This window comes from Spirosoma flavus (assembly GCF_054778555.1).
On sequence record NZ_BAAGZL010000007.1, the window covers coordinates 250,278 to 275,247 of the forward strand.

General features: G+C 47.1%; 26 protein-coding genes. 10 read left to right on the top strand and 16 right to left on the bottom strand.

Annotated elements, in window-relative coordinates; translation table 11 throughout:
- Nucleotides 1-5: 5 nt before the first annotated feature.
- Nucleotides 6-644 (bottom strand): RNA polymerase sigma factor, encoded by a 639-nt coding sequence (locus tag ACYVF1_RS28085; protein ID WP_461085256.1) that lies wholly within the window; start codon nucleotides 642-644, stop codon nucleotides 6-8.
- Between the two features lie 263 nt (nucleotides 645-907).
- Between ACYVF1_RS28085 and glgP the strand changes: the two genes are divergently transcribed.
- Entirely contained in the window at nucleotides 908-2,563 is a 1,656-nt protein-coding gene (glgP, locus tag ACYVF1_RS28090; protein WP_461085258.1) for an alpha-glucan family phosphorylase, read from the top strand.
- A gap of 55 nt (nucleotides 2,564-2,618) precedes the next feature.
- On the opposite strand, the gene pyrE is transcribed toward glgP, so the two are convergent.
- From pyrE to ACYVF1_RS28135, 9 genes are all read right to left on the bottom strand, one after another.
- Complete coding sequence (pyrE, locus tag ACYVF1_RS28095; protein WP_461085260.1) at nucleotides 2,619-3,263, bottom strand: orotate phosphoribosyltransferase; 645 nt, start codon at nucleotides 3,261-3,263, stop codon at nucleotides 2,619-2,621.
- 44 nt (nucleotides 3,264-3,307) lie between these two features.
- The gene (locus ACYVF1_RS28100; protein ID WP_461085262.1) at nucleotides 3,308-4,456 is read right to left on the bottom strand and encodes an aldose epimerase family protein; all 1,149 of its coding nucleotides are present in this window, start codon (nucleotides 4,454-4,456) and stop codon (nucleotides 3,308-3,310) included.
- A 13-nt stretch (nucleotides 4,457-4,469) separates the two neighbouring features.
- On the bottom strand, nucleotides 4,470-5,750 hold the full coding sequence (locus ACYVF1_RS28105) for a hemolysin family protein (protein WP_461085264.1): 1,281 nt from the start codon (nucleotides 5,748-5,750) through the stop codon (nucleotides 4,470-4,472).
- Nucleotides 5,751-5,859: 109 nt separating this feature from the next.
- On the bottom strand, nucleotides 5,860-6,093 hold the full coding sequence (locus tag ACYVF1_RS28110; RefSeq protein ID WP_461085266.1) for a hypothetical protein: 234 nt from the start codon (nucleotides 6,091-6,093) through the stop codon (nucleotides 5,860-5,862).
- 75 nt (nucleotides 6,094-6,168) lie between these two features.
- Nucleotides 6,169-8,826: a cytochrome c biogenesis protein CcsA gene (ccsA, locus tag ACYVF1_RS28115; RefSeq protein ID WP_461085268.1), complete on the bottom strand. Its 2,658-nt coding sequence runs from the start codon at nucleotides 8,824-8,826 to the stop codon at nucleotides 6,169-6,171.
- Nucleotides 8,827-8,907: 81 nt separating this feature from the next.
- Nucleotides 8,908-9,348 carry a cytochrome c maturation protein CcmE domain-containing protein gene (locus tag ACYVF1_RS28120; RefSeq protein ID WP_461085271.1) on the bottom strand — a complete coding sequence of 147 codons (441 nt, stop codon included), beginning with the start codon at nucleotides 9,346-9,348 and terminating at the stop codon, nucleotides 8,908-8,910.
- A 43-nt stretch (nucleotides 9,349-9,391) separates the two neighbouring features.
- Nucleotides 9,392-9,646 (bottom strand): CcmD family protein, encoded by a 255-nt coding sequence (locus tag ACYVF1_RS28125; RefSeq protein WP_461085273.1) that lies wholly within the window; start codon nucleotides 9,644-9,646, stop codon nucleotides 9,392-9,394.
- Nucleotides 9,647-9,713: 67 nt separating this feature from the next.
- Nucleotides 9,714-10,373, bottom strand: a complete 660-nt coding sequence (ccsA, locus tag ACYVF1_RS28130; protein WP_461085275.1) for a cytochrome c biogenesis protein CcsA — start codon at nucleotides 10,371-10,373, stop codon at nucleotides 9,714-9,716.
- A gap of 72 nt (nucleotides 10,374-10,445) precedes the next feature.
- Complete coding sequence (locus tag ACYVF1_RS28135) at nucleotides 10,446-11,120, bottom strand: heme exporter protein CcmB (RefSeq protein WP_461085277.1); 675 nt, start codon at nucleotides 11,118-11,120, stop codon at nucleotides 10,446-10,448.
- Nucleotides 11,121-11,185: 65 nt separating this feature from the next.
- Between ACYVF1_RS28135 and ACYVF1_RS28140 the strand changes: the two genes are divergently transcribed.
- From ACYVF1_RS28140 to feoB, 3 genes are all read left to right on the top strand, one after another.
- Nucleotides 11,186-11,950, top strand: a complete 765-nt coding sequence (locus tag ACYVF1_RS28140; protein ID WP_461085279.1) for a sulfite exporter TauE/SafE family protein — start codon at nucleotides 11,186-11,188, stop codon at nucleotides 11,948-11,950.
- Nucleotides 11,951-12,385: 435 nt separating this feature from the next.
- Nucleotides 12,386-12,616: a FeoA family protein gene (locus ACYVF1_RS28145; protein WP_461085281.1), complete on the top strand. Its 231-nt coding sequence runs from the start codon at nucleotides 12,386-12,388 to the stop codon at nucleotides 12,614-12,616.
- A gap of 86 nt (nucleotides 12,617-12,702) precedes the next feature.
- Nucleotides 12,703-14,820 (top strand): ferrous iron transport protein B, encoded by a 2,118-nt coding sequence (gene feoB, locus ACYVF1_RS28150; protein WP_461085283.1) that lies wholly within the window; start codon nucleotides 12,703-12,705, stop codon nucleotides 14,818-14,820.
- 93 nt (nucleotides 14,821-14,913) lie between these two features.
- Here feoB and ACYVF1_RS28155 read toward each other — a convergent pair whose 3' ends face one another.
- Together ACYVF1_RS28155 and ACYVF1_RS28160 are read right to left on the bottom strand one after the other, a co-directional pair.
- Entirely contained in the window at nucleotides 14,914-15,075 is a 162-nt protein-coding gene (locus ACYVF1_RS28155; protein ID WP_461085285.1) for a hypothetical protein, read from the bottom strand.
- Between the two features lie 205 nt (nucleotides 15,076-15,280).
- Nucleotides 15,281-16,786 carry an NAD(P)H-hydrate dehydratase gene (locus tag ACYVF1_RS28160; RefSeq protein ID WP_461085287.1) on the bottom strand — a complete coding sequence of 502 codons (1,506 nt, stop codon included), beginning with the start codon at nucleotides 16,784-16,786 and terminating at the stop codon, nucleotides 15,281-15,283.
- Between the two features lie 261 nt (nucleotides 16,787-17,047).
- Here ACYVF1_RS28160 and ACYVF1_RS28165 point away from each other — a divergent pair, with 261 nt between their 5' ends.
- The 5 genes from ACYVF1_RS28165 (at nucleotide 17,048) to ACYVF1_RS28185 (ending at nucleotide 20,530) form a co-directional block, all read left to right on the top strand.
- Nucleotides 17,048-17,236, top strand: a complete 189-nt coding sequence (locus ACYVF1_RS28165) for a hypothetical protein (protein WP_461085290.1) — start codon at nucleotides 17,048-17,050, stop codon at nucleotides 17,234-17,236.
- 5 nt (nucleotides 17,237-17,241) lie between these two features.
- Nucleotides 17,242-18,066, top strand: coding sequence for an SPFH domain-containing protein (locus ACYVF1_RS28170; RefSeq protein ID WP_461085292.1), 825 nt, complete (start codon nucleotides 17,242-17,244; stop codon nucleotides 18,064-18,066).
- 155 nt (nucleotides 18,067-18,221) lie between these two features.
- On the top strand, nucleotides 18,222-18,596 hold the full coding sequence (gene rplS, locus ACYVF1_RS28175) for a 50S ribosomal protein L19 (protein WP_461085294.1): 375 nt from the start codon (nucleotides 18,222-18,224) through the stop codon (nucleotides 18,594-18,596).
- Between the two features lie 171 nt (nucleotides 18,597-18,767).
- On the top strand, nucleotides 18,768-19,541 hold the full coding sequence (gene dapF, locus ACYVF1_RS28180; RefSeq protein WP_461085431.1) for a diaminopimelate epimerase: 774 nt from the start codon (nucleotides 18,768-18,770) through the stop codon (nucleotides 19,539-19,541).
- Nucleotides 19,542-19,600: 59 nt separating this feature from the next.
- On the top strand, nucleotides 19,601-20,530 hold the full coding sequence (locus ACYVF1_RS28185) for a bestrophin family protein (RefSeq protein ID WP_461085296.1): 930 nt from the start codon (nucleotides 19,601-19,603) through the stop codon (nucleotides 20,528-20,530).
- 61 nt (nucleotides 20,531-20,591) lie between these two features.
- Here ACYVF1_RS28185 and ACYVF1_RS28190 read toward each other — a convergent pair whose 3' ends face one another.
- Both ACYVF1_RS28190 and ACYVF1_RS28195 read right to left on the bottom strand, forming a co-directional pair.
- Nucleotides 20,592-20,897 (bottom strand): rhodanese-like domain-containing protein, encoded by a 306-nt coding sequence (locus ACYVF1_RS28190; RefSeq protein WP_461085298.1) that lies wholly within the window; start codon nucleotides 20,895-20,897, stop codon nucleotides 20,592-20,594.
- A gap of 44 nt (nucleotides 20,898-20,941) precedes the next feature.
- Nucleotides 20,942-21,307 carry a hypothetical protein gene (locus tag ACYVF1_RS28195; RefSeq protein ID WP_461085300.1) on the bottom strand — a complete coding sequence of 122 codons (366 nt, stop codon included), beginning with the start codon at nucleotides 21,305-21,307 and terminating at the stop codon, nucleotides 20,942-20,944.
- 231 nt (nucleotides 21,308-21,538) lie between these two features.
- Between ACYVF1_RS28195 and htpG the strand changes: the two genes are divergently transcribed.
- Nucleotides 21,539-23,368: a molecular chaperone HtpG gene (gene htpG / locus ACYVF1_RS28200; protein WP_461085302.1), complete on the top strand. Its 1,830-nt coding sequence runs from the start codon at nucleotides 21,539-21,541 to the stop codon at nucleotides 23,366-23,368.
- Nucleotides 23,369-23,429: 61 nt separating this feature from the next.
- Here the strand turns inward: htpG and ACYVF1_RS28205 are convergent, their stop codons facing one another.
- Together ACYVF1_RS28205 and ACYVF1_RS28210 are read right to left on the bottom strand one after the other, a co-directional pair.
- The gene (locus ACYVF1_RS28205; RefSeq protein ID WP_461085304.1) at nucleotides 23,430-24,062 is read right to left on the bottom strand and encodes a DUF4126 domain-containing protein; all 633 of its coding nucleotides are present in this window, start codon (nucleotides 24,060-24,062) and stop codon (nucleotides 23,430-23,432) included.
- Nucleotides 24,063-24,071: 9 nt separating this feature from the next.
- Nucleotides 24,072-24,932, bottom strand: a complete 861-nt coding sequence (locus ACYVF1_RS28210) for a hypothetical protein (protein WP_461085306.1) — start codon at nucleotides 24,930-24,932, stop codon at nucleotides 24,072-24,074.
- Between the last annotated feature and the right edge of the window lie 38 nt (nucleotides 24,933-24,970).

Sequence of the window (24,970 nt, forward strand, 5' to 3'; positions counted from 1 at the left end):
CGTGATTATTTAGGAAACGAGTGAGCCATCAACCAGCTTCCGAACAATGATAGTAGTGATGGCCAGCTTTCCCGCAAACGACTTAATCCCCGGTGCAGCAAATTGGCAACCGACTGTTTGTTGACAGCCAGCACGTCGGCTATTTCGTCGTTCGAGAGTTCCGCGTAAAATTTCAGGTGAATGGCTTCTCGCTGACGATCAGATAATTGATTTAATAAATTGTTCAGTTTTGTGGTCTGATATTCAGATAGTTCAGTGCGTATTAGCGCCTGTTCAGCCGTAATTTCTTCCGAGCTGACGTCATCAAACGGAATGTTTTCTTCGCTAACTATTGACGTGCTACGTAACACTTCGCGGTGAATTTTTCGACGTAGCGATTTATAGAGATAAGGCCGGATGTAAGCGGTCTGGACAATCTTATGTCGGTACGTCCACAAGTCCAGAAACAAATCTTGAAGACAATCTTTGAGCAAGTCAGAATCGCGGGTGAAGCGCCCGCCATAAAAATGCAGTTCCCGGTAAAAATGCTGAACCAGTGTCTGAAAAGCCTCCTGCTGTCCTTCCCTGAATTGCTGCCAGAGTAACGTTTCATCTGTTTTCTCCCACCTACGTTCGGCTTGATGCTCCGTGTTAGATTTTAGCATAATCTATTTACTACCAGGCATTCAACGATTATTTTACTACGTTTCAGATACGGCGTGCACTGGTTAATAGGGGAGATAATTCAAATAATACTCAGTATTATGCAAATTTTTTTCAGGAAAGTTTTGGGTGTAATGTCGGTTTACATTTTCTCGCAATTCCCCAAGCTCTTCTTAATCAATGCGTGATTTATAAGCGTTTTTGTATTTTATTGCAAAAAACCAGGATATATCGTTACGTCCTGATTGATCTAAATGAAACGTTTATGATTTCGCAACTCCCTTCGCAGTTTCCAGTTCCGTATACTATCAATGATCACTTTAAGAAATCTGTCGCCTATTTCTCCATGGAAATAGCTGTCGATCAGGCTCTAAAAACTTACTCAGGTGGTCTGGGGTTTCTGGCCGGGTCGCATATGAGAAGCGCCTACGAACTCAACCAGAATCTCATCGGTATCAGTATGTTGTGGAAATACGGCTATTACGACCAGGTGCGTAAAACCGACAACTCGATGGATGTGCAGTTTCGCGAAAAAATCTACTCGTTTTTGCAGGATACCGGCATTGAGTTTACGGTTGATGTCTATCAAACGCCCGTTCGGGTGAGGGCTTATTACCTGGAACCTACCACGTTTCAGACAGTTCCGCTTTTCTTCCTGACGACCGACGTTGATGGAAACGATAGTAACACGCGCGCCATTTCGTATCGGCTGTATGACAATGATGTACGCATGAAAATTGCGCAATGTATGATACTGGGCATCGGCGGGGCCAAACTGATCGATGCGTTGGGGGCGTCTCCCGATGTCTATCACCTTAATGAAGCACACGCTTTATCGGCCGCTTTTTATTTATACCAGAAAGTGGGAACGATCAATAAAGTGAAACAGCGGCTGGTTTTCACGACCCATACGCCTGAGGAAGCCGGGAATGAAAAGCACGATATTAATCTGCTATACGAAATGGGTTTCTTTGGGGGAGTGTCGCTCGATAAAGTTCGGGAGCTAACCGGTACACAAGACAATGTATTTAACCATTCGCTGGTGGCCTTGCGTTTGAGCCGGAATGCAAATGGCGTATCGAAACTGCACGGCGAAGTAGCCCGGCAAATGTGGGGACGATTCGATGGGATTTGCCCAATCACTCACATAACAAATGCTCAAAATCAACGCTACTGGACTGATGGCGAGATGGAAGCGGCTCGGGTAGCCGAAAATACGGAAGCCATTGCTGCCCGAAAAATCGAGCTCAAAAAGCCGCTGTTTCGTTTAGTAGCCGATCAGGTTGGTAAACTATTCAATCCCAACGTATTAACCCTGGTATGGGCCCGCCGATTTGCTACTTACAAACGTCCCGATCTTCTTTCACAGGATATTGAACGTTTTAGCCAATTGCTTAGGCGAACCGATTTTCCGGTGCAGATTATCTGGGCGGGCAAACCGTATCCGCTGGATTATGGCTCGATGAACATATTCAATCAATTGTATTACCTGAGCCATCTTTATCCTAATATGGCGGTATTGACGGGCTACGAACTGGGCTTGTCAAAACTATTGAAAGACGGTGCCGACGGCTGGCTCAACACGCCAATTGTGAACCGAGAAGCGTCAGGAACCAGTGGTATGACAGCTGCCATGAACGGAGCAGTGAACATCTCAACCAACGATGGCTGGGTACGCGAATTTTCCCGACCCGGCGAAAATAGTTTCCTGGTCCCTACCGCCGACCCGCTCCTCCCTGACCACGCTCGTGATGAGCATGATCGCGATGGCCTTTTCAACTTGTTAGAAAACGAAATTCTGCCGATGTATTACAACCGTCCTGTCGACTGGCAGGCGCTGGTGCTACGTAGCATGAACGACGTGAACAGTTATTTTGGCGCTAACCGGATGGCTGCGGAGTACTACGAAAAGATGTATTAAAATACGTAGCGCGACCTACTGGCCGCGCTACGTAACTACTCAGGCATTTATTGGTCTATCGCCCCCATTCGGCGGGATTCTGCCGCCAGGTGGCCAGCGATTCCATAGCGTCTGCCGAAATATAGTCGAGGGCCTGTGCTTCTTTCAGTAACGTGTCATAGTCGCTCAGGCACACTAAAGGCACACTTTTAGTATCAAAATTCTGGGCGGCCAGCGGAAAACCATAGGTGAAAATTGCCGCCATACCTAATACGTCGGCGCCATTCGCCCGCAATACGTCGACTACTTTCAACGAACTACCGCCCGTCGAAATCAAATCTTCAATCACAACGATACGATGCTGCACGCCAGGTTCCAGATACCCTTCAATTTGCTTGCCCATTCCGTGCGCTTTTGGCTCAGGCCGAACGTAGCAATAGGGAAGCCCCAACGTATCGGCCACTAGGGCACCCTGCGGAATGCCCGCCGTAGCCACACCTGCAATTACCTGAACATCAGGAAAATGTTGTCGGATGGCATCCGCCAGCGCATTCTTTATGAAACTACGTACTTCGGGATATGCTAACGTAACGCGGTTGTCGCAGTAAATGGGCGATTTCCAGCCCGAACTCCAGGTAAAAGGCTCGTTAGGGCGCAATCGAACAGCCTTCACATCAAGCAGGTAACGCGCTACCGTTTGTTGAACAGTCAAAGAATCCACAGAGAATTAGAGAAAGTAAGTCGGCAAAAATACACAGACTTGTCCTACTTCACCGAAAATTTATAAACGGTCGCGCTTTTAAATGTTTCGCCCGGACGTAGCGTCGTGGTTGGGAAATCGGGTTTGTTGGGCGAATCGGGGAAGTGCTGCGTTTCGAGGCAAACGGCAAACCGCTTGGTGTAGGCAATGCCATCAGTACCGATGAACTTACCATTTAAGTTGTTCGCCGTATAAACCTGAACGGCAGGCTCAGTAGTCAATACGTCCATCTGCCGTCCGCTGGTTGGGTCGTAAACCGTAGCACCCAGTTTCAGTTTGTTCGATTTATCGGTAAATACCCAGCAGTGGTCATAACCTTTGCCGTACTTAATCTGCGTATCGGTCGTGTCGTTGATACGTTCGCCAATGACCATCGGTTTTCTAAAATCGAACGGAGTACCCGCTACCGATTTTAATTCTCCCGTTGGAATTTGCTGACTATCAGTTGCCAGAACTTTATCCGCGTTAATCGTTAATACCTCATTGAGAATATCCGTTTTACGGCCGTTCAGGTTGAAATAGGCGTGATTCGTCGGATTAAACACGGTGGGTTTATCAGTTGTGGCTTTGTAGTCGATACGTAGTGCGTTGTCTTTCTGGAGAGTATACGTTACTTCCACCGAGAGGTTGCCGGGATAGCCTTCTTCGCCATCTTTGGACAGATACGTAAGCACAACCGCTGGTTCGTTGCCATCTACCGGAGTAGCGTTCCAGAGTTGTTTGTCGAAACCTTTCGGTCCGCCATGGATGTGGTTACCATTATTGTTAGGGGCCAGCGTATACTCTTTACCGTCGAGCGTAAATCTCGCTTTACCGATCCGGTTTCCATATCGCCCAATGATGGGTCCAAGACTCGGTGTTCCTTTTATATAATCATCGAAAGTTGCCGCGCCGAGTACTACGTCCTGCAGTTTTCCTGACTTATCAGGAGTCATGATCGAAACAATATAGCCTCCATAATTGGTAATTTTCACTACCATTCCAGCCGCGTTCTGAAGCGTAAACAGTTTAACCTCGCGTCCGTCGGGGAACGTACCAAAACGGGTTGTTTCAATACCTGGCTTCGATTCAGGTGCGTTAGATGATGTAGCTGACGTAACGGTTAGATGGCTCATACACAGGATTCCTGATAAAAGTAGTACGCAGATTTTCATAGAAAAGGAGGATTTATTCGCGGCCCAGATGAACTTTTACCGTATCGATTCGGGTGCCGTCCATCGACATGATTGTAAACGTAAAAGGGGATAGTTCAATTACTTCTCCAACCTGAGGAACATCTTCATGTATGTTCAGAATCAACCCGCCCAACGTATCGTAACTGCCTTCAGGAATCGACCAGCCGTAGGTTTCGTTCAGTTCGTCAATTTCATGACGGGCGCTCAGAAGCCAGGTACGATCGTCGAGTTGTTGCTCAACCCAATCTTCGTTGGTATCGTATTCATCCTGGATTTCGCCGAAAATCTGTTCAACCATATCTTCAACCGTAGCAATACCCGCCGTTCCACCAAACTCATCGACCACCAGCGCCATGCTCTTGCGTTCCGAAAGGAAACGTAGCAGCAAATACTGGGCGGGCATGGTTTCAGGAACAGTTATCAACGGCGTAATGATTTCCTCAATAGTCGCTGGTTTTTTAAACATAGCCAACGCATGGCAGTATCCAATCACGTCGTCGATAGTGTCGCGGTAAACCACGATTTTCGAGTGCCCGCTATCCTGAAAAACCTGTTGAAGTTCGTCAATTGTATCATCAACGGCCACTGCATTGATGTTGGTACGGGTCACCATACAATCGCGCACGCGTACATCCCGGAACTCGATCGCATTGTTGAAAATCTGCGTATCAACATCTACATCTTTCTCTATATCAGCTTTTTGATTCAGTTGCTGGAGATATTGATTCAAGTCAGTAAGCCCAAAAACCGGGCGTATTTCCGGGTTTTTCTTCCCCATTACGTAGCGGATGAAAAACCGGGACGTCCCAACAAGCACGCGTACTACCGGAGCAATAGTTTTATAAATTACCCAGATGGGCACGGCCAGCATCTCCAGAAAGCGGTCGGGATGAATTAGGGCCAGGCTTTTAGGTAAATAGTCGGCGAGGGGTAGGAAAATCAGGGTTAAAATCAGTGTTTCGAGGGCGACCAGCGTAAAGACCGACGTACCCCAGGATTCGGGCAAAATGTCCATTAACAACGGATTCAACGCCACTACGCCCAGCACCGTATAAATAACCAGAAACAGCGTATTGCCCGTCAACGTAGTGCCGATAAATAGAATGGGATTTTTGAGAAAGCCCGAAACCAGTTTCTCGCCAAGTGGCCCCTGTTTGCTGTGTAATTCGAAATACAGCCGATTGACCGACACGTATGCCATCTCCACCGCCGAAAAAAAACCGGCCAGCACCAGGGCGAGTAAGGCTCCAAATAAAAGGGCGATAGGTTCCATAGTTTGAGTGATGAGTGGTAAGCGGTGAGCGATGAGTTTGCTGACGTACTCAGCCAAGACTGGCGTCAGCAAACTCATCGCTCACCGCTTATCACTCATCACTTTTCATTCATTTCTTTTTCTTCTTTCTGTCCTCCACCATCTGTTTGATAGTGGGGGAAACGGCTTTTTCCCGGTCAAGCCGCCGATTTTTGAAATATTGGAAGGCTAGCAGAAAGCCAAGGCATAGCATGAGTAACCAATAACTTTCGGCAAAGCTTGTCCGCTGATACTCAGCAATCCAGAGTATCATAAAACCGGCCGCTGCCGACAGCATCAGTATTTCAGAAAGTTTTAGTTTCATACGGATTAGTCATCAGTCGATGGTATCCAGAATTGTCCTGAAGTACTATCGACTAATGATTGACGACATTGACGCTTACCGGCTTAACCTGAATTCCCGGTAGCGCCGGACGGTTGCCAGCCCGAAACCCAGCACAACAATCAATGTACCGATCCAGAGGACATTGATGAGCGGTTTTTCAAACGCTTTCATCACAATGTAGTCGCGCTGGGTACGATTGACGGCAAAGGTAAATTTGCCCGTCTGTGGGTTTATTTCGTTCAACTGAATACGTACACCCAGTTCGTCGCTAGTTTCGGCGGGATGGGCCACCATCCGATTTTTGATGATAAATGCCGGATTCAGGATGTGTTCTCCGTTTTTGTCAAGTACGCGAACGCGCGCCCGTACAGCTGCGTCGTTTGGGCCAATGTCAACGCCTTCCACATCGTTGGCCCGTACTACGTCGTCCAGAATTGCTACGTAGTCATTCAGGAAAAAGGTGTCTTTGACTGCTACTGAGTACGTTTCGGTTTTCTCCCACTGTTCCTCGGCCATTGGGTCGGGAGCGGTTGCTACGTACGTGTAGATGTCGCGCTGGAGGGAGCGAGTAATGTCAGGTGAAAGCACTACGCCCATCCGCTCGTTAACCTGAAGTCGTGGATACAGCGTGAAGATTTTGCCACTTGGTTCGCGGTATTCAACACCGTAGTGAACGTTTTCTGGGTAGAGGGCTAACGTATCACCTTTTTTGTGATAAAGCTTACCATCTTTTTCGATATCACGATTAGCAATTCCGTGGAAATCACCTTCGATAACGGATACGTCGTTACGGGGTACGTAGCCCGGTACGTCGCGAACTTCAACATACTGACCGCGATACGTTAGCTGGTATTTATCCATCTTCTCGGGCTGATTAAGCCAGAGCAACACGTTCTCTTTATTCTCTTTGTTGTCGTTCTTGGTGAAATCGTCGGTTTTTGAAATCATCAGGCCGCTGTTATTCAGTGAGATAACTCGCGAATAACCTGCTGAATACAAAATTCCGATGAGCATCAGCGCCATACCGATGTGCGCAATAGCACCACCTGTCATTCGGTAGTTTCCCCGAATGATACCCAGCAGAATCGTGCCGTTGGTCATCAGCGCAAACACCGAGGCAACCAGCAGAACCATGTACGTTGGGTTTTTCAGCGACCCGAACGCAATAATACCGGCACTAACGAGCAGGGTGAGAATGCCAGGCGTAATGAGGGCGTCCCACTTTTTATTCTCGATTTTCCGCCACCACATAAACTGACCGATTCCCGTCAGAAAGGCAATTGCCACAAAGAACCATGTCTGGAATTTGCCGTAGTGCGCCATCTGGTCGGTAGGAAGTGCTACGTTTGAAACTTTACCAAATAGCTCCACAATCTTGTTATACACCGGAATCGACGTAGTGGCAATCACCTGAAAAGCAGATAGGCACAAAATAGTTGCCCCGATAAATAACCAGAATTCTTTGGTATAAACCGATGCTTCTTTCTCATCGCTTGGAATGAGTTTCCATTTGTTAGCGGCCAGAATCACCGCCAGGACAACGAAAACCAGCAGGTAAATTAACAACTGGCCGGACAGTCCTAAATCCGTAAATGAGTGAACCGATGCGTTTCCTAGAATGCCGCTACGGGTCAGGAACGTAGCGTAAAGAATGAGCAGGAACGTAGCAATGGTAAGAATTATAGCGCTCTTCAAGCCTGTAGAACTACGTTTGGCAATCAGCATAGTATGAAGCGCTCCCACCATAACCAGCCACGGTACGTACACCGCATTTTCGACCGGATCCCAGTTCCAGTAGCCGCCAAAATTGAGCGTTTCGTAGGCCCAGTAGCCGCCCATCATGATACCAACGCCCAGAATAAGCGCGCCAAACAGCGTCCACGGAAGAGCAGGGCGAATCCACTCGATGGGTTGATTGCGCCAGAGACCGGCAACACAGAAAGCAAAAGGAACTAAAGTCAGGGCAAAACCAAGGAAGAGAGTCGGTGGGTGAATTACCATCCAGTAATTCTGAAGAAGTGGATTCAGTCCATTACCGTCTTTGGGGATAAAATTAGGGTCCGATGCAAAAATGGGCGTATCGGGCATGGCCTCACGTAACAAGAGGAAAGGCGACGAGCCAATTTTGAACGTATCACCGAAAACGACGCCCAGAATCATCGACGCCAGAAATGCCTGCACCAACGCGAATATGGTCATCATCGGAGCTTCCCATCGGCTGCCGCTGGTACGTATCAGAATGACGCCTAATATCGCATTCCAGAAAAGCCAAAGCAGGAATGACCCTTCCTGACTTTCCCAGAAACAGGCAATCATATACTTTATCGGCAACGCCCGCGACGAGTGGCTCCAGGCGTAGTGATATTCGAAATAATGATTGAAAATGATATAAAACAGGGAGGTCGATACACCTATGATCGCTACTGTATGCAGGTAGAACGACCATCGTGCCAGTAAACGCCAGTCGTCACGGGCGGGCGGCTCTGTAGCAGTCGGCGGGCTTTTACGTTTGGCAATTTTCCCCCGGAAGCTGGCCTGTTGAGCCGATTCTTCACCGGCATAAGCGAGTTCGGGTTCACGAACCGGCTCGGACTGAGCGGCTGTTCGCTTACCCAAGGCCGATAAAAAATAACCCAGCGTTGCGACTAAAGCAGTCACAAACGACAGGATAACGAAAAAGTGACCGATTTGACCGACTGTTGTGTGTATCATTGACTAAAGAGTGAATGAGCGAAAGAGTGAAAAATGCCCAAAGAGTTTGTCCGCTCTTTCGCTCATTCACTCTTTCGCTTTTTATAGCTTCGCTGTTTTGGCCTCGTGTTCAGTGGTTTCGAGCTTGCCGTCCTGATATTTTGAGGGGCACTTCAGTAGAATTTTGTTGCACTGAAAATGGTCACCCTGCATCTTACCGATGATAACAACCTGTTCTGACCGCTCAAAATCCTGCGGCTTAGGGCTGTTATAAACGACCTTCTGCATCCGATTATCGGTATCGACCAGCGAAAACTCAAAGTGGTTTGGGTCGATGCCGGGGTTATAAAACATATCGACAATTTGACCCTGGTCATTTTTTTTGAGCTTACCCACTACGTGAATCTGGTTATCGTCACCATCTTTTGCCATTTGCTCGGCTTTGGTGAACGTAGTGTACACACTGGCGTCGCCGGCGGTGCTCGCGATAATCCCAATCGCGATGGCAATGACGATGATCCCGATAATGTGAGAAATTTTCATAGTAGTAATTGGCTATTAGCCAGCAAGAAACGGTTTGTTGGTACTATCGACTATTGACTAACGACTTGTCTTTCACTTCTTTTTCCATCTTTCCAATACGTTGGTCGAGACGGACCAAATAGAAAATGATGCCCGCAAATACAGCCGCGACGACCGCCACCACCACCCATATTTTACCGTCGGCCCGGAGTCTGTCGGCCATTTCAACCCCATCAGAAACAGGTTGCTGGGCCAGTACATGTTGACTTAGCAGAAGGAGGGAGGCTAGTGGAGCTTTGGCCAAAAAAGAGAGTCGCATTTGAATACGAAAGTGTTAAAAAGATAACGAAAAAAAAGATTGAATCATTCCGGGGCTTGGCATGAGTTTAGTCATCTAAAGCTGCTTTCACCCGGCCCAGTCGCACGCGCAATTCAGTAATCCAGATACCCAACAGCGTAAAGCCAATTATTGCCGGATAGAAGACCATACGCATGGCATTATCCATATCGTACTTGCCGAATGCCGGATTTCCGCCATTGCCCGGATGCAGTGAATCTGTTAACCGGGGCAGCACGAAAATGAGCGGCACAAATACGGCAAAAGCGAAAATGTTATAAATCGCCGAAATTCGAGCGCGCCGTTGCTCATCATCGAATGAGCCACGTAGTATTAGATAGGCCATGTACATAAGCATACCGACCGCTACGCTATTGAGTTTAGGGTCGTTAGGCCAGGGTTCTCCCCACGTGAAATTGGCCCATAAAGAGCCCGTTGCGCAACCCAGCAGGCCGTACAGAATAGCTGTATTCGTAAACTCAACAGCCACTAAATCGTCGTCGGGCCGCCCGCTACGTAGGTAACGAACCGAGTAAACGGCTGCCGTGAGCAGTAAAGTTATCATGGCAAACCAGAGGGGTACGTGGAAATATACGTTCCGAATACTCTCGTTCAAAATCGGCTGACGAGGTACCGTACCCAGTAAGCCTTTTAATACTACGTAGCTCAGAATCAATACGGCGAGAGCTTTCCACCAGTTTTTTTTCATACGTAACGCGGGCAGGAACCCGCAAGTTTTTAATTCACTACATTGTCGCAGGCTTCTGCCCACGCTACGTTATCAACTTCTCCATAAAAAAGGAAACAGCAGCCATGACACGGTTATCACAATGGCGTCGATGGCGAGTACGGTTCCCATTTCGTTCCAGCTACTGCTACGTTCCAGTCCGTCGAGGGCATTTTTTGAGATTTTCAACAGCATCAGCAGCAGAGGCAGAATCGCTGGGAAACTCAAAATCGCCATCAGTGTAGCGGGATTTTCGGCTTTACTCGCAATGCCTGAAACGAGTGTGAGCGAGGCCGCAAAACCAATCGCACCCAATACGAGTGTCAATATATATAGTGGTACGTCCTGCACCGGATTGCCGAGCACAAAGGCATACACACTGAATCCTAAAAGCGCCAGAACCAGCATTAATACCGTGTTATACAGGATTTTCGACAGAATAATTAGCTGCGGACTAATCAAAGTGTAATAGTACAACTGACGGCTGGCGCGCTCCTGTACAAAGCTTTTAGCGATGGCATTGATGGCCGTGAAGAGTTGGATAATCCAGAATAATGTGTTCCAGACGATGGGCGATAACTGACCGCGACGGGTGTTGAAACTCAAATAGCAAACGAACACAGCTCCGGCGATGTACAGCAGCATTCCGTTGAGGGCGTAGCGTTGCCGCCATTCCAGCAGAAATTCCTTCCGCATCAACGCGCTCATCTGCCGTACCGAATCTGCCATCTTTGTTGGTTTACTGCTACAAATTTACGTCATGGGGCCGAAAGTTTACGCTACTTTTGTCGACTATGTATGATAGTGCGGTTTTATCACTTTGTGGTTTTTCGTTTCTGGCCGGATTTATTGATGCCATTATTGGCGGAGGTGGATTGATTCAGACACCCGCAATTCTCTTCACGTTTCCCCAATATCCAGTTCCGACGTTAATAGGTACGACCAAAATTCCTTCACTATCAGGCAGTTTAATGGGCGCATTTCAGTACAGTCGACGTGTCGCCGTACGCGGGCGATTTATTGGGCCAATGATGGCGATTGCCTTTGGTGCCTCGTGGTTGGGCGCATTCACGCTCACGAAAGTGCCAAATAGCTTCATGAAACCGCTTGCATTGGTGATTTTGCTGGCGGTGTTTATGTATACAATCACTAAAAAAGACTTTGGTCAAGCCCCACAACGGATTGTTTCGGAGCGCCAGCAACGGGTGCGGATGTGGAGTATGGGCGCGATAATTGGTTTTTACGATGGATTTTTCGGACCGGGAACTGGTAGCTTTTTAGTGTTAGGATTTATCGCGTTAATCGGTTTTGATTTTCTAAAAGCCAGCGCTCACGCCAAACTGGTGAATGCCTCAACTAACCTGGCCTGTACATTTTTTTTCGCTGGCAAAGGCTTGATTCTCTACACAGTTGCGTTCCCAATGGCTGTAGCCAATCTGTCTGGCGCGTTTCTGGGTGCTCGACTTGCCATCCTGAAAGGCAATCAATTTATTAAAGTATTTTTCTTGCTAATTATTGCCGCGACCATTGTGCGATTTGCGTGGGATTTGTTAGGCTAAACCCCTTCCCACCCAAAACTCTTACCGGGAGAGTATTCAGGATAGATTACAAAACGTCTCTTATTCCACCACTTGCGTTTTCTAGTAGAAATGGCTCTTTGATAATAATCAGCACCTGACGAGTTGTAAAACGAAAGGCAGCGAAGCGGAGGTAGGTAGAGTAGATTGCATGATTCGTTAATTGTTGAGACATTACAATGTCTCTGGTTATTAGCTGGCGGACCATCCAGAAAGACCTATAATTTGGCGTTATTTAATACGTTATTCGTCGGAATTTGACTTAGAAATACGGCGGCTGGTAATCAATCGAAGGCATCTCAGAAAGGATTTGTTGGCAACCCGTTTGCATACCAGAACTTTATGCCGTAATCTTGCATTACTTAAAATGAATCTAAATAAGATTGACGCTGTAAGCGTTTTAGTGCCTTCAAATCGATGAATAAACGTAGTGTTGCCGACCTTAGGGCGGGTGAACGAGCCACAATCCAGTCATTTACTGATGAAATGATGTCGCTCAAATTGCTCGAAATGGGTTGTTTGCCTGGTGCTCAAGTGTATATGACGGCAAAGGCTCCGTTAGGCGACCCCCTTTGTCTGAACGTAGCAGGTTATGTGCTGGCCATGCGTAAAGCCGAGGCTGCCACTATTTTAATTGATAATGACTAATCATAATGATTAGTAGGGTGATAAATGGATTCATTCATACTACGTCATTCATTTTTCATTATGCATGAACCATCATTCATTAAATTTTGAAATCGTCTCCTGTTATAGGTCTTGTTGGTAACCCGAATGCGGGAAAGTCGTCGTTGTTTAATCAACTGACCGGATTGCGTCAGAAAACGGGGAATTTTCCGGGCGTTACGGTCGATAAAAAGTCGGGTCCCTGGCCCATCGATGAGCATACGTTCGCTACGGTTGTTGACTTTCCTGGGATTTATTCAATTTACCCAAAATCGCTGGATGAGCAGATCGTTACCGATGTTCTGGCGAACCCCAATCACCCCGATTATCCCGACGTAACGATAGTCGTTGTCGATGCGTCGAACCTGCACCGAAATCTGCTGCTATTTACGCAGGTCACCGACTTGGGCATACCTGTGGTGCTGGCGCTGAATATGCTCGACGTAGCTAAAGGCGAAGGAAAGGAGGTTAACGCGGTACGCCTGGCAATGAGGTTGCAAGTGCCCGTAGTACGTATCAACGCACGAACGGGCGAAGGGCTCGACCAACTTAAAAAGGCCGTTGTGGGGCAGCTTCAGAAACCTAGTCTGGCTGAACAACTCTTCTTCGATCCCGAACGGGCTGCCAACGGCGTTATTGCCGACACAAAAACCCAATACCAGCTTGACAATAATTACCTGGCGTTGCAATACGTGGTTCAGCACGATGGTTTTTCGTTTTTAAACACGCAGCAGCGAGTTGGTCTGGATGCCATTATTGACAAACACGGATTCAATGAAGCCAAATTTCTGGCGTCCGAAACCATTGATCGGTACCGACATATCGGGCCCATCGTTGACGACGTAGTAACCGACCGTCGACCCACTACTCAACGTACCTGGACGCAAAAACTCGACCGGATTCTGCTGCATCCAATTTGGGGATACGCCATTTTCTTTCTTATCCTGTTATTGATTTTCCAAACCATTTTTGCCTGGGCGCAGCCTTTTATGGACGGAATCGATGCGGGTGTGGCGTGGCTGAACGGTCAACTGAAAGGCAGCTTACCCGATGGTCCGCTTTCTAACTTACTAACTGATGGTATTCTTGCCGGTGTTGGAGGAATCCTGGTATTCATTCCGCAGATTGCTTTCCTGTTTCTTCTGGTGGCGTTGCTCGAAGAATCAGGCTATATGTCGCGGGTCATGGTCATTATGGACCGAGTCATGCGCCCGTTTGGATTAAATGGACGTAGTGTTGTACCCTTAATTTCAGGCGTGGCCTGTGCCGTACCGGCCATCATGGCCACACGTAGCATCGGCACCCGGCGTGACCGTCTCATTACGATTCTGGTAACTCCGCTGATGAGTTGCTCTGCCCGACTGCCCATTTACACGATCCTGATTGCTTTAGTTGTGCCGAGTCAGCGGGTATGGGGTATATTTAACGTACAGGGGCTGGCACTTATGGCGCTCTACCTGCTGGGTCTAATTAGTGCCTTATTGGCTGCTTTCGTGCTAAAACTCGTACTGAAAACGAAGGAACGTAGCTATTTCATAATGGAGCTTCCGACGTTCAAATTGCCCCGCTGGAACCACGTAGCCTTGACGGTTTGGGAAAGCGTTCGGGCGTTTGTTTGGGAAGCCGGCCGGGTTATTCTGGCGATTTCGATTGTGTTGTGGGTGTTGGCCAGCTACGGTCCCGGCGATGACATGGACCAGGCTGAAGCGCGTGTCCGGCAGCAAAATCCATCCATGAAATCGGATGAACTAGAAAACCGCATCGCTTCCGAACGACTTGAAGAATCGTATGCGGGCACATTTGGCCACTTCATCGAACCCGTTATCCGCCCTCTCGGCTATGACTGGAAAATAGGGATTGCTTTGTTGAGTTCGTTTGCCGCCCGCGAAGTGTTTGTCGGCACGATGTCAACAATCTACAGCATTGGCAGCAGTGATGATGAAACTGGCGTTACAATTCGTGAACGTCTCCGTCAGGAACGTAATCCGGAAACGGGAGGACCTATGTACACCCCTGCATTAGCATGGTCGCTACTGGTTTTCTACGTATTTGCCATGATGTGTATGAGTACGCTGGCGGCTACGCAACGCGAAACAAAAAGTTGGAAATGGCCTGCCGTACAGCTAGTTTACATGATGGCACTGGCCTACGTATCGGCTTTTGCAACGTATCAATTCCTAAAGTAAGAACCAGGGTTTTCTCAGGATTAAAAGAATTTTGTTTTCTGCTTTACCAGCAACTAGTCCTGTAAATCCTTTTGATCCTGAGAAAATCCCGTCTCAGAACAATAACCCCTTCGAAAGCAAAGGGTAAATGTGATACACAATGTAGGCCAGTAGGGCTACCGTCAAACTACCCAGTGCGGTAGTAATATCGAAGGCGGGGCGGGCTTTACGAATGGGGCGATCAAATTGCCAGCCACGTTGTACAGTGTGTTTCATGAAGTTCATTAGAAAGTTTACGGGTACAAATTTGGACACTTATCTTCTGCCGTAACAGCGCGAAATTCCGTTTTTATATACGTAATACTACCTGATTCGCTGTCAGAAAGTAACCGGTAGCACCAGAAAAGAAAGGATAACGTAAACAAAGACTTGATTTAGCAAGCAACAGACCAGTGTTTACGCTGGTCGCCTGCCCCAGGATCTACTCCCAACGCAACGCGTCGATTACGTCAGAGGCTACCATACCAATGGCTCCCCGTTGTTCGGCAGCTTTATCGCCGGCCAAACCATGAGCAAAAACACCAAGAACGGCGGCTTCGACAGGGTCGTATCCCTGCGCTAGTAGCGCTGTCAGGATGCCAGTCAGTACGTCGCCCGTGCCGCCTGTGCTTAGGCCAGGATTGCCCGTTGAGTTGAAATGGACGTCGCCGTCTGGGGTGGCAATGGCCGAATAAGCTCCTTTGAGTACAACAATAACTCTGTGTTTTTGGGCAAATTCACGCAGTAAGTCCAGTTTATCATAATCATCAGACCATTTCCGCGTCAGGCGTTCAAACTCTTTTGGGTGGGGTGTCAGAATACTGCTGGCGGGTAGCTTGGCTAATAACGACTTATTCTCAGCCAGCAAATTGAGCGCATCAGCATCAGCAACAATTGGCTTTTTTACGCCCGAAAGTAATTCTTTTAGCATCGACAGCGTTTCAGCCGTCTTACCAATACCTGGCCCAACGCCAACAGCCGCAAATTCGGCAGGAGACACGTTATTGCCGCTATGCCGAATGCCTGTCAGTTTATCTTCGTCAATGTCGGGCTGACACATGGCTTCCGGAACGGAAGTCTGAATAACTTCGTAGCCGCAACGTGGTACCTGAACTGTAAGCAGCCCAACGCCCGACCGCAGGCAAGCTCGCGAGGCCAGTACAGCCGCGCCAATTTTCCCGAAACTGCCTGCCAGCAGAAGCGCATGACCAAACGAACCTTTGTTTGAAAAACGGTCGCGTTTACGTAGTAGCAGCCGGGCTTCATTAGGCCGCGTGTAATAATAAGGTGTTCGAGCCTGATCAATAAAGCGCTTCGACAACGTAATATCGACAATCGACCATTCGCCAACGTAGCGACCATTCTGTGGCAGCAAAAAAGCCAGTTTGGGCAACTGGAACGTAACGGTATAGTCGGGTTCGATGATAACGTCGTCAGGATTATTGGGCTGATCGACCTGTAAACCGCTCGCAATATCGACCGAAACCACCGTAGCGGGTGCCCGGTTAATCGTCTCAATTACATTCTTAACGATACCATCGACCGGACGCGACAGTCCTGAACCCAGAATGGCGTCGATAATTACTTCTGTATGTCGTAGTGCTGGAATATCCTGGGCGAACTCAATGTATTTCACATTCTCAGTCAACAACTTGAGCCGACGATGATTATGCATGAAATCATCGGACTCGCGCGGGGCGTAGCGCACTACGTAGACTTCGACCGAATAGGAACGTTCGAGCAGCAAACGGGCAATCGCCAGTCCATCGCCCCCATTGTTCCCTAACCCACAGAAGATTTTTGTCGGCTTTGTGGAAGGAAACTGATCGGCAAACCAGTCAACAAAAGCCAACGCTGCCCGCTCCATGAGATTAATAGGCGCGATGGGTTCGTTTTGAATGGTAGCTTTATCGAGTGCTCGAATCTGGTCGACGCTGAGTATTTTCATGGGTTTTATATTGGTGCCGCAACGTAATGCTGCAAAAGTATTTATTACGTACTGAAATAATATACTTCTGAAGGTTTGGTAGTAAACGTAATCATATTTGGATTGTTATCTTGTCCCAAATCAAGATTGATATCGAACGGCTGCTAGATCCAGTGAATCAGCCTTGTTTTCAACCGCTTGAAACGTCTGGCTGCCAATCAATAAGTAGTTTATAAACTTTGCCCAATAACCTGCTTCATTTGTCTATAAACTAAACCTTTCATGAACATCAAAACTGCATTCCTGATTTTGATCTGGGCTGTTTTTTTCGTGCTGGCTCTTGATTTTGGTTATGAACTTTTAAATCAGAAAGATACCCTGCAAAATATCGGTGGTTTTCTGGTGGTGGGTGCAGTACTGATTATTTCTCTTACAACTAGATGTTTCACCGTAAACCCGTTTAAACGATGAGTAAAATGAGAATTGTTATATGGTCCATTGCTGTGTTGCTGATTGGCTTGGTGTTGGTTAATTCCTGTACCACAGTCGATGCCTCGCACGAAGGTATCAAAGTAAGTAAAATTGGCTCCGACCGGGGCGTTTCCGACATTGAGAACGTAACGGGCTGGATTTTTTATAACCCACTTACGTCGTTTATCGAGCAGTATCCCACCTTTACTCAAACCAAAGATTTTGAGCCGTTTACGGTTAGTTCGAGAGGAGGAACCCTGTTTAAAATAGACCCTACGCTGAACTATCATCTGGTAAAAGGTCAGGGGGCCAATGTGTACCGAAAATACCGGAAGGAACTGCCTGATATTGAAGATAATATACTACGTACTATTGTCTACAACTCATACCGCGACGTAGCGAACTCCTTCACGCCCGACTCGCTGGTGAACAACCGGGCCGGTTTTGAAGAATTGGTGGAAGCAAAACTGCGTAAAGCCCTTGGCGATGATGGTTTTGCGTTTGAAAACATTACGTCGAATCTGACGCCACCCGAATCGTTACAAGCCATGATTGATGCCAAAAATACGGCCGTGCAAAATGCTTTGCGTTTAAACAACCAAGTGGCCGCTGAAAAAGCTGCGGCCGAAATCGCCATTACGAAAGCTACGGGTATTGCCCGCGCGAAAATTATTGAGGCCGAAGCGGAAGCTCGTGCCAACGAGCTGAAACAGAAAACGCTAACACCCATGCTGATTCAGCAGCAATGGATTGCCAAATGGAACGGACAACTACCGACGACACAACTGGGAGGGGCTAGTTCGATGATGGTACAACTGCCCGTAAAATGATACGTTCCAATAAAAGTGAATGACTAACGTAGTGATAGAGCTGTCAGCTTTAAACAAAACCAGCTGAGATTGTGGGATTTCGTTTGTTACTACAATGAAAAACACTATCTTTGCGGCTCATTTCGAAAATACTTACTGGCGATTTATATACGGTCATGAGCGAGTTAATTAAATTAGTGGAGGCAGACAACGCGCAACGTCGCACCGAATTGCCCTCATTCCGGGCAGGCGATACGTTGAACGTACACGTTAAAATCCGCGAAGGAAATAAAGAGCGTATTCAGGTGTTCACGGGTACGGTAATTCAACGTCGGAACCCAAGCAGCGGTGGCGAAACCTTTACAGTACGTAAAGTATCGAACGGCGTAGGTGTAGAACGGATTTTCCCAGTTCTGTCGCCCAACATCGACAAAATTGAAGTGGTACGTATGGGTAAAGTACGTCGTGCCCGTCTGTACTTCCTGCGTGGCCGTCAAGGTAAGGCTGCACGTCTGAAAGAGCGCAAGCCAAAAGCAGCGGTAGCAGCTTAATAGCCTCTTCCAAAAAATCAAAAGCTACCTTAACGGGTGGCTTTTTTTATGCTTTTTAAAGTTATAGAGTCATATAGTTATAAGGTTATAAAGTTGCTGACGCCTTCACTCCCTTACAACTTTCAAACTCTGCAACCTTACAACTTTAAAACTTTACAACTACCCATGACCATCAACTTCGTTAAATACCAGGGTACCGGCAATGATTTTGTCTTGATTGATGACCGCGCGGAAACGTTCCCGGCTTCTGATCAGGCATTAGTCGAGAAGCTATGTCATCGTCGGTTTGGGATTGGTGCCGATGGGTTGATTCTGCTACGTAACCATCCCGAATATGATTTCCGAATGATTTATTTCAATGCCGACGGTGCCGAAGGTAGCATGTGCGGTAATGGTGGTCGGTGTATTGTTCGATTTGCCCACGACTTGGGCATTTTTCAGGAAGAAACGCGCTTTCTGGCGGTTGATGGCGAACACACGGCTCGCGTACAGGGAGAGGATATCTTCTTGAAAATGACCGACGTAACAAGCGTCGATGAACGTAGCGGTCTGACGTTTCTGAATACAGGTTCGCCACACGTAGTACAGTTTGTCGATGATCTGGAATCCTACGACGTAGTGGGTGAAGGACGTAGCATTCGATACAGTGCTACGTTCCAACCGGGGGGGACAAATGTTAATTTTTCGCAGGCGCTTGGTAATAACACGGTGTTTGTGCGGACCTATGAGCGTGGCGTCGAAGATGAAACCTATTCCTGCGGCACGGGCGTAACGGCCGTGGCGCTTGTTGCTCATCAGCAACTGTCTCTTGAGAGTCCAGTGCAGATTCGGACTATTGGCGGCAACCTGCGTATAGCCTTCAACGTAACTGGTCAGAATCAGTTTGACGATATTCACCTGATTGGCCCAGCCCAACGTGTTTTTGCGGGGACAATAACCGTTTAGTACAATACGTAGTTACCTATCCAGCAACTTGATTGCTAATCACTACGTAATACCAAACAATGATTCTCTACAAGAATAAAGGCATTCTTCCTTCCATTTGGCATTTCCACACAGGACCCACGGCAAAAGGGCTATTACGTCGACTGGTTGTTGTGGCCATCTACGTAACGGTCGTTACCGTAGCCGAAATGCATTACACCGACCTTATTTTAAAAGATACTCCAAGTTCATTTCTTGGAGCAATGGGTATCTTATTGAGCCTTCTGCTGATTTTCCGGACAAATACAGCCTATGACCGTTTTTACGAAGGGCGGCAGGCGTGGGGCGTATTGGTGAATAACTGCCGGAATCTGGCTATTTTTTTTAATTCAGTTTTGCCCCAGGGCGATCAGGATAGCCGCGCGTTTTTTGCCAAGTCGATTGCCAATTTCCCATTTGCACTCAAAAATCACCTGCGTGGTATAAGCGATATGCGAGAGTTGGACATGGTTGAGGAAGGCGAGCGTCGTGATTTGAGCAACTTCGATCATAAACCGGCGGGCGTATCAAATCAGCTTTGGGTGAAAACGGAGAGTTTATATCGTAAGGGAATTATATCTGAATCACAGCATATTAACCTGAACCAGTACTTAACCAGCCTGATGGACGTATGCGGTATTTGCGAACGTATTAAAAGTACGCCAATCCCGTTCTCGTACATGCTTTTCATCAAGCTGTTCATCATGCTCTATGTAGCCTTGTTGCCGTTTACGATCGTCACGGCATTTGGCTATTTGACCATTCCGGCAGTATTGCTGACTTCTTACGTATTGGTTGGGTTAGAAATGATTGGCGAAGAAATCGAAGAACCTTTCGGACTGGAACGTAATAATCTGCCACTGAATCAATTAAGCCAGTTAATTCGGGTCAACGTACACGATATTCTACAGATTTATTTGCCTCCCGTCGAGAAGCAGGCCGCCAAACCGGGCTTTACCATCGTGACGTAAGTAGCAATGTATGATATATAAAGTATGATGTATTGCTTAGAACTACATTATACTTTATATATCATACATCTTCAATGATGCCTCCATGTAAATGATAAATGGTTTTCTCCCGAAGCTCAGGTTGCCGTAATAAATCTTTGGCGGCAACCTTGCTACGTACTCCGTTCGTACAAATCATCAGTAATGTATCGTAGGGGAGGAGTTCAGCTTTTCGGGCGCGGATGTCGGGTAGTGGAATATTTAAACCACCAATATTAAATTCTTCAAATTCCCACTCGTCCCGCACATCAATGACAGCCGTGTTGGGTTTTAAACGTAGCGTTTCGAGTTCTGGGAGGGAAATATCCGTGTAAGTTGGCGAAGTCATACGCGAACGTAACAACCAAATTTTCGTGTGTGTTCAGCAGACGATCAACGCGCTTTGATTTCCAGAATCTCAATTTCACCTACTATAGGTTTATACCCCCAGCCACAAAGCAACTCTACCTGTTTGCCTGTTTCGATAAACCGAACTACTACGTTGCGTTCAAAACTGTTTGCTTTTGGTGGAATAGTTGCCAGTGCTTTGCGGTAGATAGCCAACGTAGCAGCGGTAGGTTTATAGGGAGTACTATTACCAGTTGAGTCAGTCTTTTCCAGGCGAACGTGATCTTCGCAACCGTCAGCAATGACAGAACTGTCTGATATATAAGCAGCTTCAGTACGTACTCGATTGTCTATTTCGTTGCGCTGGCAACTTAGCAGAATAACTAACAGACAAAGAATAGTGGTTTTCATAGCTTATTGTATTTTATGCATGAATACTACGTTTAGGGCTCATTGTCAATAGTTGCTGAAGGCCTATGCTTCAGCCAGCCATTAACTTAGTTTTATCCAGATCTAAAAACAGTATAAAAGGTTGTAACAATACCAGAAAATGAAAACTGTCAATCTGTCAGCCAGGAACGTACTGGAACAAGATTTGAAGGGCGCCGTTTAGGTAATCAAGTAGCCATCTAACAGTAAACTATGGAAACCCTACAAAACGAAAAAGGACAGATTTCGATCCACACAGAGAACATCTTCCCGATCATTAAAAAATTCTTGTATTCCGATCACGAGATTTTTCTGCGCGAATTAGTCTCCAACGCCGTCGATGCTACGCAGAAATTGCGCCAGCTTTCGTCATTTGGCGAATTTGGCGGTGAACTGGGTGATCTGAAAGTTACCGTTTCGCTCGACGAAGAAGCCAAAACAATTACCGTCAGTGATAACGGTATCGGCATGAACGCCGACGAAATAAAAAAATACATCAACCAGATTGCCTTCTCCGGTGCGTCTGATTTTCTAGAAAAATACAAAGACAAAACCGATGACAAAGGCCAGATTATCGGTCATTTTGGCCTGGGCTTCTATTCGGCGTTCATGGTGGCGTCGACGGTTGAAATTGTCTCGAAATCGTATCGTGATGGGGCTGAGGCCGTTCGCTGGACATGTGATGGTTCGACCGAATTCGAAATTTCGCCTGCCGAACGGAGCGAACGTGGCACCGATATTATTCTGCACATCGCACCCGATTCAGAAGAGTTTTTAAATAAAGGCCGTTTGCAAGGTATTCTTGACAAATACGCCCGATTCCTGCCGATAGCCGTTGAATTTGATGGAAAGACGGTAAATAATACGTCGCCAATTTGGACGAAAGCGCCGTCAGAACTGACCGACGAAGATTATAAGAATTTCTACCGTGAGCTGTATCCAATGAGTGAAGAGCCGCTCTTCTGGATTCATCTGAATGTCGATTATCCGTTCAATCTGACCGGTATTCTGTATTTTCCACGAATCAAAAACGAACTGCGTTTTCAGCGCGAGAAAATCCAGCTTTATAGCCGTCAGGTATTCATTACCGATGAGGTGAAGGACGTAGTGCCCGACTTCCTGATGATGCTGCACGGCGTAATCGACTCGCCGGATATACCGCTGAACGTATCACGGAGCTTCCTTCAGGCCGACTCTAACGTAAAGAAAATCAATGGGTATATCACTCGGAAAGTAGCTGATAAACTCAACGAACTGTTCAACGCCGACCGCAAAGCGTTCGAAGAGAAATTCGACGATATCGGACTGTTTATTAAATACGGTATTCTGAGTGATGATAAATTCTGGGAGAAAGCCAAGAATTTCGTACTGCTGAAAAATACCGAAGGCGAATTTGCTACGTTGGACGAGTATCGCGAGAAAATACAGGCTAACCAGACCGACAAAAACGAGATGGTTGTAATGCTCTACACTACCGACCGTAAGCAGCAGGATGCCTACATTGAATCGGCTCGTCGGCGCGGTTACGACGTATTGCAGATGGACAACGTCATCGATGCACACTTCATTAACGCGCTTGAGCAGAAACTGGAGAAAGTCCATTTCGTGCGCGTCGATGCTGATACGTTAGATAAACTCATCGACAAAGGACTGAGTAATGAGAGCGTACTGTCGGAAGATGATCAGAAAAAACTGAAGGAAGTTTTCGATCAGGTACTGGATAATAAAATGCTGAACGTCAGTGTTGAAGCCATGCCTACCGATGAGCTTCCGGTGACGATTACGATGCCGGAGTTTATGCGTCGGATGAAAGATATGTCGGCTTTATCGGGTGAGAGCTCGTTTTATGGCAACTTCCCGGTTAGCTATAACGTAGCGGTAAATGCCAACCACCCGCTGACCGCCAAAATTTTGGAAGAAACGGATACCGACGTACAGAAATCGCTGGTGAAACAGGTTTATGACCTGGCGCTTTTGTCGCAAAATATGTTGACTGGTGCTGATCTGACTGCCTTCGTTCGCCGGACGGTTGCTAAGTTGTAATCGATAAATTGAAGTATAAAAAGAGCGCTGGATCAGGTGTTTACCTGATCCAGCGCTCTTTTTAGTGCCGACCGTTGTTGCTACGTGGTATCTGCGAAATGGAGCCGCCCGCTTGTTTGGATGGCTTCGAAAACCATATTTTCCGCTTGGCAATTAATCGGCTCAGGACGAAAAATAATACTACGAAAATGAGTACAATGGCAATTAGGGGTAGAAAAATCGTGAAGAGCGATAGCCCTACTGATGCTACGTTCTCGCCCGTAGCGATCACTGGATTGGCCGTTCCGCCCGTCGTAGCCGTCGAACCTAAACGTAGCAGACTGGTTCCTGCCTGAATAATTCCCGCCGAACTTCCTCCCAGCATCAGGCCAAGCCCCCAACGTAGTACGTCGTCATCAATATGCAGAAACGACGTGCTGAGTAACGTACCGGCAATGATGGAGGCCGGTGTTGCTATTGCATCGAGTAGATTGTCGAGCCAGGGAATGTAATACGCACCCAGCTCGAATATAGTTGCGACGGAAAGGCCCAGTAAAACGGGCCAGCCGTTAATCCATTCATAACCCGATACGGTGCCAATTATGCCTAGTTTAGTGGCAATACTGGCAATCAATAAGGGCACAAATACCCGAAAACCACAGCAGGCCGCCAATCCGACGCCGATACAGGCACTCACAAACCATTCGATTGTCATAGCACTATGTTATTCGTTTTTAGGGCCTCTGGTTATTTCAACTGCTTCGGTTGATAATTGGGCTTTGGGCCACTGATGGTATAAATCTGATGTAGTATACAATGATTTATATGCCTGCTCTGGATTGACAAATGCCCGAATCTGCCATTTAACGCCAGCTTCTCCCGGATTGGTGCTGCCAACGTAAAGTACACATTTCCAGGTTCCGTTGCTTTCAACTCTAACGGGTGCCTGAATGAAATATTTATTCCAGCCTCCATCTGGATCGTAGCTTCTGTTCCAACTAATTGGGTGGATAACGACCCAAACTGAATCGGCGTTTGATACGTTGCCTTCGATAGCTACTATACGAGGTACAGTTTCTCCATGAATCGGTTTATGGATGAGCAAGTTACTCGGCGATGATGGATAGAATAAGTACCTGACTAATCCATAAACAACAAACCCTGCCAAAAGGATAAGACTGCCTATGAATAACCAACGATTTTTAGTTGTAGCGGGGCTTTCGTTCTGAGTTTCAGGCTGGTCTATATAAACCTGAGTTAAAGTCGATTTTCCTTCAGCGTAGGAGCGACAGGTATTTAGAATTTTCTTGCCTGGCAGATAATTGTCATCTGTGAAGAGGAGCGCCAGGGTATTTGTACTTGGAATATGTAGGTTGTTATTGAACCGATCTATTCCCCTATGTACGTAAAATTCCTCGTCGAAGGACTGCCGAAGCGGTTCATAATTGCCCCGGTTTGTATTGTACTCGATGGGTGGAAACCGGTCGCTATTGCTTTTGTGATACGTATTATATTTAGTTTTGATTCCCTCACGCAAGCTTCGTACTTCATCTATAGTTATGAGGCTGTCTTTGTTTTCCATCATAGTGTGAATAAGCGTAAAAATAACAGTTGGCTAAATCG